9 protein-coding genes, 2 tRNA genes and 2 rRNA genes (1 of these 13 only partly in view) are annotated in these 14,233 nt (G+C 38.1%); all 13 read right to left on the bottom strand.

Annotation, left to right across the window (positions count from 1 at the left end; translation table 11 throughout):
- Window positions 1-2,038, bottom strand: a 23S ribosomal RNA gene (locus tag BQ2679_RS01035) (it extends 862 nt beyond the left edge of the window).
- Window positions 2,039-2,164: 126 nt separating this feature from the next.
- A tRNA-Ala gene (locus tag BQ2679_RS01030) sits at window positions 2,165-2,237 on the bottom strand.
- 50 nt (window positions 2,238-2,287) lie between these two features.
- Window positions 2,288-3,833, bottom strand: a 16S ribosomal RNA gene (locus tag BQ2679_RS01025).
- Together the 16S and 23S rRNA genes with 2 tRNA genes alongside form the textbook arrangement of a ribosomal RNA operon.
- 228 nt (window positions 3,834-4,061) lie before the next feature.
- Window positions 4,062-4,133 (bottom strand) — tRNA-Glu (locus BQ2679_RS01020).
- A gap of 151 nt (window positions 4,134-4,284) precedes the next feature.
- Window positions 4,285-6,243 carry an ATP-dependent zinc metalloprotease FtsH gene (ftsH, locus tag BQ2679_RS01015; RefSeq protein WP_075565259.1) on the bottom strand — a complete coding sequence of 653 codons (1,959 nt, stop codon included), beginning with the start codon at window positions 6,241-6,243 and terminating at the stop codon, window positions 4,285-4,287.
- Between the two features lie 16 nt (window positions 6,244-6,259).
- Window positions 6,260-6,802 carry a hypoxanthine phosphoribosyltransferase gene (gene hpt / locus BQ2679_RS01010; protein ID WP_075565257.1) on the bottom strand — a complete coding sequence of 181 codons (543 nt, stop codon included), beginning with the start codon at window positions 6,800-6,802 and terminating at the stop codon, window positions 6,260-6,262.
- A 4-nt stretch (window positions 6,803-6,806) separates the two neighbouring features.
- A complete protein-coding gene (gene tilS, locus BQ2679_RS01005; protein WP_075565255.1) occupies window positions 6,807-8,084 on the bottom strand; it encodes a tRNA lysidine(34) synthetase TilS in 1,278 nt (425 codons plus the stop codon).
- Window positions 8,081-9,349, bottom strand: coding sequence for a serine hydrolase (locus tag BQ2679_RS01000; RefSeq protein WP_075565253.1), 1,269 nt, complete (start codon window positions 9,347-9,349; stop codon window positions 8,081-8,083). Before BQ2679_RS01000 ends, tilS begins: the two co-directional genes overlap by 4 nt.
- A complete protein-coding gene (locus tag BQ2679_RS11130) occupies window positions 9,342-9,464 on the bottom strand; it encodes an SP_0009 family protein (protein ID WP_262362248.1) in 123 nt (40 codons plus the stop codon). The genes BQ2679_RS01000 and BQ2679_RS11130 overlap by 8 nt, the downstream gene beginning before the upstream one ends.
- A gap of 6 nt (window positions 9,465-9,470) precedes the next feature.
- Complete coding sequence (locus tag BQ2679_RS00995) at window positions 9,471-9,839, bottom strand: septum formation initiator family protein (protein ID WP_075565252.1); 369 nt, start codon at window positions 9,837-9,839, stop codon at window positions 9,471-9,473.
- Window positions 9,832-10,098, bottom strand: coding sequence for an RNA-binding S4 domain-containing protein (locus BQ2679_RS00990; RefSeq protein ID WP_075565246.1), 267 nt, complete (start codon window positions 10,096-10,098; stop codon window positions 9,832-9,834). The genes BQ2679_RS00995 and BQ2679_RS00990 overlap by 8 nt, the downstream gene beginning before the upstream one ends.
- A 65-nt stretch (window positions 10,099-10,163) precedes the next feature.
- Window positions 10,164-13,667 carry a transcription-repair coupling factor gene (gene mfd, locus BQ2679_RS00985; RefSeq protein ID WP_083237570.1) on the bottom strand — a complete coding sequence of 1,168 codons (3,504 nt, stop codon included), beginning with the start codon at window positions 13,665-13,667 and terminating at the stop codon, window positions 10,164-10,166.
- Window positions 13,660-14,229 (bottom strand): aminoacyl-tRNA hydrolase, encoded by a 570-nt coding sequence (pth, locus tag BQ2679_RS00980; RefSeq protein WP_004250929.1) that lies wholly within the window; start codon window positions 14,227-14,229, stop codon window positions 13,660-13,662. The genes mfd and pth overlap by 8 nt, the downstream gene beginning before the upstream one ends.
- Window positions 14,230-14,233 lie beyond the last annotated feature (4 nt).

Below are 14,233 nucleotides of genomic sequence, written 5' to 3'. Positions count from 1 at the left end.
CTGCATCTTCACAGGTACTAAAATTTCACCGAGTCTCTCGTTGAGACAGTGCCCAAATCATTACGCCTTTCGTGCGGGTCGGAACTTACCCGACAAGGAATTTCGCTACCTTAGGACCGTTATAGTTACGGCCGCCGTTTACTGGGGCTTCAATTCATACCTTCGCTTGCGCTAAGCACTCCTCTTAACCTTCCAGCACCGGGCAGGCGTCACCCCCTATACATCATCTTACGATTTAGCAGAGAGCTGTGTTTTTGATAAACAGTTGCTTGGGCCTATTCACTGCGGCTGACGTAAAGTCAGCACCCCTTCTCCCGAAGTTACGGGGTCATTTTGCCGAGTTCCTTAACGAGAGTTCTCTCGCTCACCTGAGGCTACTCGCCTCGACTACCTGTGTCGGTTTGCGGTACGGGTAGAGTATGTTAAACGCTAGAAGCTTTTCTTGGCAGTGTGACGTCACTAACTTCGCTACTAAACTTCGCTCCCCATCACAGCTCAATGTTATAGAACTAAGCATTTAACTCAATTCACACCTCACTGCTTAGACAGACTCTTCCAATCGTCTGCTTTAGTTAGCCTACTGCGTCCCTCCATCACTACATACTCTAGTACAGGAATATCAACCTGTTGTCCATCGGATACACCTTTCGGTCTCTCCTTAGGTCCCGACTAACCCAGGGCGGACGAGCCTTCCCCTGGAAACCTTAGTCTTACGGTGGACAGGATTCTCACCTGTCTTTCGCTACTCATACCGGCATTCTCACTTCTATGCGTTCCAGCACTCCTCACGGTATACCTTCTTCACACATAGAACGCTCTCCTACCATACCTATAAAGGTATCCACAGCTTCGGTAAATTGTTTTAGCCCCGGTACATTTTCGGCGCAGGGTCACTCGACTAGTGAGCTATTACGCACTCTTTGAATGAATAGCTGCTTCTAAGCTAACATCCTAGTTGTCTGTGCAACCCCACATCCTTTTCCACTTAACAATTATTTTGGGACCTTAGCTGGTGGTCTGGGCTGTTTCCCTTTCGACTACGGATCTTAGCACTCGCAGTCTGACTGCCGACCATAATTCATTGGCATTCGGAGTTTATCTGAGATTGGTAATCCGGGATGGACCCCTCACCCAAACAGTGCTCTACCTCCAAGAATCTCTATGTCGACGCTAGCCCTAAAGCTATTTCGGAGAGAACCAGCTATCTCCAAGTTCGTTTGGAATTTCTCCGCTACCCACAAGTCATCCAAGCACTTTTCAACGTGCCCTGGTTCGGTCCTCCAGTGCGTCTTACCGCACCTTCAACCTGCTCATGGGTAGGTCACATGGTTTCGGGTCTACGACATAATACTAAGGCGCCCTATTCAGACTCGGTTTCCCTACGGCTCCGTCTCTTCAACTTAACCTCGCATCATATCGTAACTCGCCGGTTCATTCTACAAAAGGCACGCTCTCACCCATTAACGGGCTCGAACTTGTTGTAGGCACACGGTTTCAGGTTCTATTTCACTCCCCTCCCGGGGTGCTTTTCACCTTTCCCTCACGGTACTGGTTCACTATCGGTCACTAGGGAGTATTTAGGGTTGGGAGATGGTCCTCCCAGATTCCGACGAGATTTCACGTGTCTCGCCGTACTCAGGATACTGCTAGGTACAAAGACTATTTTAAATACGAGGCTATCACTCTCTTTGGCTGATCTTCCCAAATCATTCTTCTATAGTCTTTGAGTCCACATCGCAGTCCTACAACCCCGAAGAGTAAACTCTTCGGTTTGCCCTCCTGCCGTTTCGCTCGCCGCTACTAAGGCAATCGCTTTTGCTTTCTCTTCCTGCAGCTACTTAGATGTTTCAGTTCACTGCGTCTTCCTCCTCATATCCTTAACAGATATGGGTAACAGGCATTACCTGTTGGGTTCCCCCATTCGGAAATCCCTGGATCATCGCTTACTTACAGCTACCCAAGGCATATCGTCGTTTGTCACGTCCTTCTTCGGCTCCTAGTGCCAAGGCATCCACCGTGCGCCCTTATTAACTTAACCTTATTTTTCTGACCTTTCAGTCATAAACTCTTTATTAATACTACAGCGTTTTCGGTTTATTTTCTTGTTACTATTTGATATAGATATTCAATTTTCAATGTGCATGACTTGGTGATCTCTCACCAATGGAGCCTAGCGGGATCGAACCGCTGACCTCCTGCGTGCAAAGCAGGCGCTCTCCCAGCTGAGCTAAGGCCCCACAAGACCTCTCAAGACTAAACAAGACCAATGTGCATTCCTTATCCTTAGAAAGGAGGTGATCCAGCCGCACCTTCCGATACGGCTACCTTGTTACGACTTCACCCCAATCATCTATCCCACCTTAGGCGGCTGGCTCCAAATGGTTACCTCACCGACTTCGGGTGTTACAAACTCTCGTGGTGTGACGGGCGGTGTGTACAAGGCCCGGGAACGTATTCACCGCGGCGTGCTGATCCGCGATTACTAGCGATTCCGACTTCATGTAGGCGAGTTGCAGCCTACAATCCGAACTGAGATTGGCTTTAAGAGATTAGCTTGCCGTCACCGGCTTGCGACTCGTTGTACCAACCATTGTAGCACGTGTGTAGCCCAGGTCATAAGGGGCATGATGATTTGACGTCATCCCCACCTTCCTCCGGTTTATTACCGGCAGTCTCGCTAGAGTGCCCAACTGAATGATGGCAACTAACAATAGGGGTTGCGCTCGTTGCGGGACTTAACCCAACATCTCACGACACGAGCTGACGACAACCATGCACCACCTGTCACCTCTGTCCCGAAGGAAAACTCTATCTCTAGAGCGGTCAGAGGGATGTCAAGACCTGGTAAGGTTCTTCGCGTTGCTTCGAATTAAACCACATGCTCCACCGCTTGTGCGGGCCCCCGTCAATTCCTTTGAGTTTCAACCTTGCGGTCGTACTCCCCAGGCGGAGTGCTTAATGCGTTAGCTACGGCACTAAACCCCGGAAAGGGTCTAACACCTAGCACTCATCGTTTACGGCGTGGACTACCAGGGTATCTAATCCTGTTTGCTCCCCACGCTTTCGAGCCTCAGCGTCAGTTACAAGCCAGAGAGCCGCTTTCGCCACCGGTGTTCCTCCATATATCTACGCATTTCACCGCTACACATGGAATTCCACTCTCCCCTCTTGCACTCAAGTTAAACAGTTTCCAAAGCGTACTATGGTTAAGCCACAGCCTTTAACTTCAGACTTATCTAACCGCCTGCGCTCGCTTTACGCCCAATAAATCCGGACAACGCTCGGGACCTACGTATTACCGCGGCTGCTGGCACGTAGTTAGCCGTCCCTTTCTGGTAAGATACCGTCACAGTGTGAACTTTCCACTCTCACACTCGTTCTTCTCTTACAACAGAGCTTTACGATCCGAAAACCTTCTTCACTCACGCGGCGTTGCTCGGTCAGACTTCCGTCCATTGCCGAAGATTCCCTACTGCTGCCTCCCGTAGGAGTCTGGGCCGTGTCTCAGTCCCAGTGTGGCCGATCACCCTCTCAGGTCGGCTATGTATCGTCGCCTTGGTGAGCCGTTACCCCACCAACTAGCTAATACAACGCAGGTCCATCTGGTAGTGGTGCAATTGCACCTTTTAATTGACTATCATGCAATAATCAATATTATGCGGTATTAGCTATCGTTTCCAATAGTTATCCCCCGCTACCAGGCAGGTTACCTACGCGTTACTCACCCGTTCGCAACTCATCCAGAGAAGCAAGCTCCTCCTTCAGCGTTCTACTTGCATGTATTAGGCACGCCGCCAGCGTTCGTCCTGAGCCAGGATCAAACTCTCATTAAAAGTTTGAGTTCTCACTCATTTCTGTCACTGACAGATTTATTGTTTTTTCATTGTTCAGTACTACAACATCAGTTGTAGTGCCCTGCACATTGGTTCGTCTTGTTCAGTTTTCAAAGGTCTTTGCCTCTCACTTCTGTCGTGAGCGACAACTATATTAGTATATCACAGCTTCTTTTCCTTGTCAATAGCTTTTTCAAACTTTTTTCAACTTCTACTGCAACATACTCATAGTCCGTACGGGATTCGAACCCGTGTTACCGCCGTGAAAAGGCGGTGTCTTAACCCCTTGACCAACGGACCTGAGCTTTTCAACTCTTTCTATTATACCTACTTTTAGAATCTTGTCAACAGATTTAACTATATTTTTTAAATTTTTTATGTTTCTCTAAATACAATGAATTTAAAAAGAGAGGATTAACGATTTCCTCTCTTTATTATATAGAAATATTTTTTAATTTTCTTCAGCCATTTTTGATTTGACCTCATCATATGATAGGGCACGTGATTCCTCTTCTACTGATTCAGGCATTTTCCCTGTTTCGTAAAGAGATTTGATTTGTGTACTATCCAATGTTTCATATTTTAATAAGGCTTCTGCAATTAATTTATGCGTTTCACGATTTGATTGAATAATTTCAGCTGCTTTATTACGTGCTTCATTTAACAATGCTCGAACTTCTTCGTCAATTTCATAAGCTGTACGCTCTGAAATAGATTTTTGTGGAGTTTGAGCACCAAACATTGCATGATTTCCTTCGTATTGAACAGGTCCAAGTTTTTCACTCATACCATACTCTGTAACCATTGCACGCGCCATTTGTGTAGCTTGCTCAAAGTCGTTTGATGCACCTGTTGTTTGGACATTAAAGATGATTTCTTCAGCAACACGTCCACCCATCAAACCAGCTAATTGTTCTTTCATGTCTTCTTTAGATAGCAACATTTGATCTTCTTTTGGAAGTGCAATCATGTAACCACCTGCACGACCACGAGGAACAATTGTTACCTTATGAACTACACGTGCGTTGGACAAGACCAAACCAACAATTGTGTGTCCTGCCTCATGATAAGCAACCATTTCACGTTCTTTTTGAGAAACAGTTTTATCTTTCTTAGAAGGTCCTGCAATAACGCGATCTTCTGCCTCATCAATATCAGAAGCATCAATGACTGACTTATTACGACGAGCTGCAACTAAAGCTGCCTCGTTCAATACATTTTCCAAATCAGCACCAACAAATCCCGGTGTTTGTTGGGCAACTAACTTCAAATCTACATCTTCTGCTAAAGGTTTATTTCTAGCATGGACTTTGAGAATTGCTTCACGTCCTTTAACGTCTGGACGACCAACCAATACTTTTCTATCAAAACGACCTGGACGAAGAAGTGCTGGATCTAATACGTCAGAACGGTTTGTTGCCGCAATAACAATAATTCCTTCATTTCCTTCAAAACCATCCATCTCAATCAGCAATTGGTTCAAAGTTTGTTCACGTTCATCATTACCCCCACCAAGACCGACACCACGTTGTCGACCGACAGCATCGATTTCATCAATAAAGATAATAGCTGGAGCTGCTTTTTTTGCATCCTCAAAAAGAGAACGTACACGACTTGCACCAACACCGACGAACATTTCTACGAAGTCAGAACCTGAAATACTAAAGAATGGTACACCAGCTTCTCCTGCAACTGCTTTAGCAAGTAATGTTTTACCAGTTCCCGGAGGACCCTCTAAGAGAACACCAGCTGGGATACGAGCACCTAATTTTGTAAATCGTTTTGGATCTTTTAAAAATTCAACAACTTCAACAAGTTCTTGTTTTTCTTCTTCAGCACCGGCAACATCTGAAAAACGAACTTTGATATCTTCCTTATTTGCTGCTTTGGCTTTGTTTCGTCCAAAACTCATTGGATTTCTTCCACTATTCCCCCCAACATTCCCCATCATAGAGAATAAGAAGAAAAATAGAATCGCAAATGGTACAACGGAGACTAGTATATTAATCCACATACCGCTTGAACTCTCATGCTTTACTTCAATTTGAGTCTGATGTTCACTTGCAAGTTTTTGTAAATCAGCTACAGTAGTATCTGACGGAAGAAGAATACTTGTAAATTTTTCTACTTTAGCAGAAGGAGGCGTGAAGAAACGTATACCAGTATCTTTTTTTTCTGTTTTAGCAGTTTTATATACACCAGAAACTTCAATAACGCTACCACTTGGTTGATAGGTCATTTCCTTAACGTTATCATTAGTAATTTCCTGCACTAATTCTGAGTACTTAATTTCTTGACTTCTACCCGCAACTCTACCAGCAAAAAAGTACTGGAATCCTGTTACAAGTAAAAAGATTATCAACAAATAAAGAAATGGATTTTTTATGAAACCATTATTTTGTTTTTGCATTCAACAACTTACCCTTCTATTTTGAGTAAACTTCCTCTTTTAATACACCTACATAAGGAAGGTTACGGTAATTTTCGTTATAGTCTAAACCATAGCCTACAACAAATTCATTTGGGATTGTAAAACAAGTGTAATCTGCTTCAATCTCTACAGTACGACCTTCTGGTTTATCTAGCATAGTTACAATTTTAACAGAAGCCGCTTCTCTCGCAGTAAACATATCTCTCAAACTTTTTAAAGTCTGACCAGTATCAATAATATCTTCTACAAAAATAATATGTCTACCTTTAATTTCTTGAGTTACATCTTGTTTGATATTAATCACTCCGCTACTCACAGTTCCACCATGATAGCTAGAAACCATCATAAAGTCCATCTCAAGATGTGTATCAATATATTTTACCAATTCTGCCATAAAAGGAATAGATCCTTTTAAAATACCAACCAGAATCGGATTTTTTCCCTCATAATCTTTTGTCAATTGAGCGCCTAATTTTTTTGCTGCTTCTGTGATTTCATCTTGAGAAATCATAATCTTCTTGATATCTTGTTCTAACATAATTTTACCTATCTATTTTTTCTATATAAAGTACAGTGCTCATTATATCATTTTTAGTTTTTTTACTCAAATCACTGAATTCGATTCCTAAAACTGAACAAATTTGTCCAAATTGCTCAATGACAATCACATTTTCCCTTTTTTCTAAAGGAATTTTCAAATCTATAAAGAGACGTCTCAGTTTCTTTCGATGTCCGTTTTTTATCAGATAGTCACCAATTTCTCTATGTCGTAATACTATAGATGTTTCACGGGAAACACTGATTTTTTGAACATCCTCCCCTTCTAATGGAATACCGAATGAAAAGAGATAGCCTTCATAAGTGACTTGATTTAGATAGTCTAACACACTCTTACTACTTATTTCATCCGACTTTGGTCTGATTTTACGAATTTGAAAGTGATTGTACTCTTTAACTAATTCGTAGCCATTTTTCAAACTATGGTGATATTGACTTTTAGTCTTTAGAATATGATGAATTTCTCGGAATTGTTCTCTAGTTACATTCAAATTAGCAAAGTAACTCAGATACTCTTGTAATAAAACTCGCTGTGTTTCTTCTGAAAAAGATAAAAACTGAGTTAAATCTTCTACATCAATCGTCTGAGATAATTCACAAATTGTTGTTTGATAATCAGAAATTTCTTTCCCAAATTCTAGTATAGCTTTGCGAATCTCAGGATTTTCTTTCTCCAATTGTGGTAAATAGAGGTTACGAACACGATTTCGAAAATAATGATTTTCTTGATTTGAAACATCTTCAAAATGATTTATTTCAGGAAAATCACTTTTATAGAAGCTTAGTAACGGACGAATTAATTCACCTTGATTAAACTTTTGTTTTTCTTTTATAGCTGATAAATGGTGTAATCTAACACCTCTAATCAGTCGCATAAAAATCGTCTCAACCTGATCATCTGCATGATGAGCTGTTACAAGTGCAGTTGCAGATGTTTCTCTCATTACTTCTCTAAAAAAGTCATAGCGAAATTGGCGAGCACCTGCCTCTGTAAAACGCCCAGTGAAATGAGCTACATAAAAAGGAGTTCCAGTTTGTCTAGCTAGATTTCTTAATGCCTCTTCTTCTTCATCAGATTCTGGTCTTTGTTTATGGTTCACATGAGCTACAACAAGTTCAATATTAAGTTCATTTTTATAAGTAGACAAAAGGTGAAACAGAAACATCGAATCAAGTCCACCAGATAAGGCTACAATTACTTTTGAATGATTTTTGAAATAACCTCTCTTAAGTAAATGATTCAAAAAATCCCGGTCTGTCATTTTAAGACCTCATAGACATCTTTAGCGATTTTAGAAATTGTATCGTAATCTGAATTTTTGGTAAAGATAGAAATGATAAATGGTGATTCTGTATAAACAACTCCAGTATCATGTTTGAATTCGTCTGCATCTCCAATTTTGTGAGCTACACTAACAGAAATATTTTTGGCAATTCTCTGGTTGTCATACGAAGTTTTTGAAAGTGACTCAAGTACAAAACCATTTTGGTTATAAATAGACTCCATGACTTGACCAGCCATTTTTGCAGAAGCCAATTTATCTGTAACATCCCAATTTTCACCCGAAAGAGCTGTCATCTGCTGTTTAAAGGTTTCATCAGATTTGTTTGTAATGTAATAACCAAGGATATTATGTGCTACATTATCTGACTCTTTTGCTGTTTTTGCGATTAAATCTTTAACACTATACTCTTTGTTGTCGGCTTTTTTTGGAAGACTACCACTTCCTTCAGGTTTATAGGAACCAGGATATTCATTCACTTCTGGAACATACTTAAGGGCTGTATCCAGTTGAATATCCCCTTGATTTATCTTTTCCTGAGCATAATAGAGGTAAGGCAATTTCATAATACTAGCAGCGTACATTCTTTGGTTTTCGTTAATACCAGCTTCTTTACCTGTGCTTAACTGTTTAACATAAATTGAAAACTGGTCATTTTGATAATTTGAAGATAATAATTCCTGTACTTTTTCAATACGGTTATCCTCTTCAGAAATATCTTCCAGCGAAATCCAACCACCTTGTTTTAGACGTAAAAACTCTCTACCTTCAGCAAACACTAACATATCCCCTTCAATTTTTTGATAAGGTGATAAAGTATGTGTTTTTTCTGTTTGATCATAAGGACTGTTATAGATTATAAACCCAGGTTTTAACCATACCTGTTTAATGTTACTATTTACAGTTGATTCATCATACACGAATCTTTTATCTGCAGCGACAAATTGGTTATTAGATAACTTAAACACTGCAATTCCTTGACTATTTAATCGCCACTCTAATATAGTTAATTTAGTTTCTGAATTAACTTTTCCTGATTCTTTTATCAAATCTTCTGTAGAATAAACGGGGGTTTCACCATAAAATTTTGGAGATTCAATGGCATCTTGATAATACAAATCATATGAACCATGGGTTAGTGAATAGATTTCTTGTTTTGGAATGATAACCGGATTCTCAGTGCTAACTACTTGGACACTTTTAAAGAAAATTGGAAGTAGTAATATCACTAAAAATTTACGCATTCTTTTTTTCCTCTTCTTCCTGCAATCGTAACAAATGATTTTTCTGGGCTAATTCTTCTAATTTTTCATCTGATAAATTTAAAAATTGCTCAACTATATCTAATATATTTTCCATCTCATATTACCTAGGAAGTAAGTCCGGAATAGTATAGACTTCCTCCCACGATTTAGAATAATAATATTTTGCACGAGAATATTTAGCTGCGTACGACTCATCTTTCAACTTAGTCGCAAAACTAGCTTCCTTATCCTTTTCGTCACTCAATTCCTCATACTGTTTTTTCAACTCAGCTAGTTGTTGACGACGTGATAATAGTTGTTGATAACTCTGTGCTAAATTGTAAGTTGGTAAAATAAACAACAACATAATTAAAATCAAAACCCAACCCATAAAACGATTGCGTCTTTGTCGTTCTTCCATCAAATATCTACGACGTTGATGTTCATTTTGAATAAACGAGTTATTCATTTGGACTATTTTTTTATACATCGCTTTCTACCCTTGTTTCACTGATAATCTCAAACATTCCTGCTGCGTCTTCTTTTTTAGTGCTATCTTTCATTTCCAACACTTTTACAAGCAACAATTTGTTTCCAAAGCGAATTTCAACCTGATCATTGATTTTTAAGTCAGTTGAACTTTTAGCAAGGATTCCATTTACCTTAATTCGCCCTTTATCTGCAACTTCCTTAGCCACTGTACGGCGTTTAATAATTCGTGATACTTTTAAATATTTATCTAATCTCATCTTATAATACCTCAAATTATTATTGTACCATTTTTATTCCTTTTATAGAAGAAAAAAGATAACCCCTAATGTGACTCTTTTAAGTCTTTTATCTTCGCTAATGATTCTCCAAAGGTTAAGAGTCCTTCTAAAATCTCATAATCTTTTTTATTTCGAATATCAAATACAACTTCGATTAAACCTTGATTTTCAGAAATATTAGCCTTCAAATTTGTCTGAGAAAGAGCCTGGAAATAATCTTGGGTTAAAAATAGCTGTTGCGATATTTTTTCAAATTGAATTACAAGCTTATTATTTCTTCTTTCAACACGATTAACAAATACTTTATCTAGATAAGCTTTAGCTAATCCAATTTCTAAGAGATAGGCAACTACATCTGGATACTCACCAAAACGGTCAATTAACTCATCTTGTAATTCTTCATAGTTGACACGGTTATCAATTTGACGAATTCTCTTGTAAATCTCAATTTTATGTCGTTCATCTGAAATGTACTCATCCGGAAGATAGGCATCAATTTGTAGAATTAACTCAGCATTACCTTTTTCACGTTTCTTAGCAGTTCCATTTTTCTTAGCAATTGCTTCTTCCAGTAATTGAGAATAGAGTTCAAAACCAACAGAATCGATAAAACCTGACTGCGAACTTCCCAAAAGATTACCCGCTCCACGAATGGATAAATCGCGCATAGCGATTTTGAAACCAGAACCCAATTCGGTAAATCCCTTGATAGCTTCTAATCTCTTTTCTGAAACTTCTGTCAAAGATTTGTCAGGTCGATACATAAGATAGGCATAAGCAATACGATTACTACGACCAACCCGACCTCTTAATTGATACAAGGTTGACAATCCCATATGGTCTGCATTTTCTATAAACAAGGTATTGGCATTTGGAATGTCTACTCCTGTTTCAATGATTGTTGTTGTTACTAAAATATCATATTCACCTTCAATGAAATCAAGTAGTGTGTTCTCCAAACGAATTTCACTCATTTGACCATGAACAAAACCAATAGAAGCTTCAGGAATTAACTCTTGTAACTCTGAAACCTTCTTTTCAATCGTGTCAACTTTGTTGTAAAGATAGTAAATCTGACCACCACGATCAATTTCTCTTAATACAGCATCACGAATGACACGATTATTCTGTTCAAGGACATAGGTTTGTACAGGGTATCGATTGGTTGGGGGAGTTTCGATGACAGATAAATCTCGGATACCTAGCATAGACATATGTAGAGTTCGAGGAATTGGTGTAGCTGTCAAAGTTAAGACATCAACCTTCTTTTTTAATTCCTTCAAAGCTTCCTTATGTTTGACACCAAAACGTTGTTCCTCATCGATGATGATCAAACCCAAATCAGCAAATTCAACATCTTTAGATAAAACTCGATGGGTTCCTATCAGGATATCAACTTGGCCTTTTTTCAATTTTTCAAGTGTTTCAGTCTGCTCTTTTTTACTTCTAAAACGACTCAAAACATCTACATTGACAGCAAACTGCTCAAATCTTTCCTTGAAATTACTATAATGTTGCTGAGCCAAAACTGTAGTAGGTACTAAAACAACAACCTGTTTATGATTGTTGACAGCCTTAAAAGCAGCTCGCATGGCCACCTCAGTCTTACCGAAACCAACATCTCCAACTAAAAGTCGATCCATTGGTTGAGAAGCCTGCATATCCTTTTTAATTTCATCTATACTTCGAAGTTGGTCCTCAGTTTCAACATAAGGAAAAGCCTCATCAAAAGCAACTTGATCTTCATCATCTTTTGAAAATGCAAAACCTTCAAGTTGACTCCTCTCTGCATATAACTTAATTAAGTCATCTGCAATGTCTTCAACTTGATTTTTTACTTTTTGCTTAGCTTTTTTAAAACGTCCATCGTTTAATTTGTTTAACTTTGGAGCCTTACCATCACTTGAAACATACTTAGATAAGGTTTGGATTTGTTCTACAGGGATAGAAATTCGATCTCCATTTTGATATTGGATACTTACATAATCTCGGTGAATCCCTTTGAGTTCAATCGTTTCGATTCCTAAATATTGACCAATCCCATGAATTTGATGAACAACATAATCTCCTTTTTGGAGCTCATTATAGTCCTTTAATCTCTCAGCATTACTGATATTTTGTCTTCTATATTTACGTTTAATTTTCTTTTTGAAAATTTCATATTCAGTGATGAATACAAGATTCTCATCCACAAAATGAAAACCATGACGAAGAGTTCCTTCAACAAGATTAACAACTCCTTTACAGATTTCACTTTGATTACTGTTGTCAACTTTAATGCTATATTCATCAAGAATCGTTGACAGTTTTTTTAATTCTGTTTGGCTACTTGATTGAAGAACAATTGTATATTTTAATTTTTTATAGCGTTCAATTTCTTCTTTCAGAAAAGAAAACTGATTGAAGAATTCTTGCATAGGATATTGATTAAATTGATAAAGATGATCAAATTTTAGATTTCCAAGACCTTTTTGAAAATTCGAAAAAAAACTCGCTGGTACATATTTTTTTAATTGATTTTCTACATCAGTAAAATATTGTATATTTGACACAGCTTTACTATTATGTAAATCTTCTGTCAAGTAACTAGCTGTTTCCTTATCAAAAACATCATACTGATTGATAATTTTTTGGAAATCATCAAAAATAATAGGAACTTGATTCAAGTAATCTATCAATGTCCACTGTTTTTTATAAAAAATAGATAAAAACTTGCGAATATCTGCATGAAGAACTTGCTCTTTCGTGCAACTAAAAACTTCTTCTAAATAAGACTTTAAAGTTGGAGAAATAGCTTTATCAATCTCATGTTCTAAGAATTTTTGACCACGATGATAATCTTCAGTAGTTAATAAAATATCACTAGCTGGATAGATTAAGACTTGAGATTGACTTTCTTTTGATAATTGTGTATCTGCGTCGAATTCTCTAATCCCATCTATTTCATCACCAAAGAATTCTATTCGGTAAGGAGATAGTTGTGAAGTTTCAAAGATATCTAAAATATCCCCTCGAAGACTAAATTCACCTTGACTTTGAACTTGAGTAACTTTTTTATAACCAAGTGAGATCAATTGATTTTTTAATTCTCTTTGTTCACATTCTTCGCCAACTTCAAGTTTTAACACACTGTTATCAAAAATTTGAGGATCTGGTAAGAATAAACGGCTAGCCGCCATGTTACAAACTAATATTCCTTTTTGAGATTTATCTCTTAGAAAACGCAAGGCTTCAACTCTTGAAAAAATCTTTTCTTGAGACGATACTAAAAATTCTACCATTGGTGAATCATCTACTAAAAATGGATAAACCATATCAGTACCCAGGATAGAAATTAAATCATTTACTAGACGCTCAGCTTCTCCATAAGTAGATGTCATTACTAAAATCTTGTTCTGATTTTTAACACTACTTGCAATAGCTAAAGACTTTGCTGAACCAGAGAGACCTAGTAGTAATTCCCTCTGCTTGAGAGATAAATGCTCATTCCATGATTGTATATTCTTATTCTCTAAAAAGAATTCGATTAATGACATTCCCTTACCCATTGTATTTCTGCATTGTTTTTTCAAAGTTTTTCTCTTGTAAATAATAATTTACAGCATCGTCAACCTTGTCAATAGACTGTAAAATACCTATATAGTCATCCTTGTCAAATTTACTCAAAACGTGGTGAACAACAGACATTCCTTTTTTAGGTCTACCGATACCAATCTTTACACGATTGAAAACCTGTGTACCAATATGTTGGATAATTGACTTGATACCATTATGACCGCCAGCTGATCCTTTAGCGCGAAGTCGAATTTTTCCTACTTCCATGTCAAGATCATCGTAAATAATCAGTAAATCTTCGATATCTAAACCATAGTAGGTTAATAAAGCATGAACTGCTTTCCCACTTTCATTCATAAAAGTTGTTGGTTTCACTAGATAAATTTTTTCACCATTAAGGAAAAATGAAGCTAATTCAGCTTGGAATATCTTATCGTGTGTAAAGGATACATTCTGTTTTTTTGCTAGTTGGTCAATCAACATAAATCCAACATTATGTTTGGTTTCAAAATATTTATCTCCTGGATTTCCCAATCCCACAAGTAATTTTGTCATTTAT

The sequence above is a fragment of the Streptococcus timonensis genome (assembly GCF_900095845.1).
Lineage (GTDB): Bacteria > Bacillota > Bacilli > Lactobacillales > Streptococcaceae > Streptococcus > Streptococcus timonensis.
Note: the sequence above shows the minus strand (reverse complement) of the source record. Positions and strands in the feature narration are given on the sequence as shown.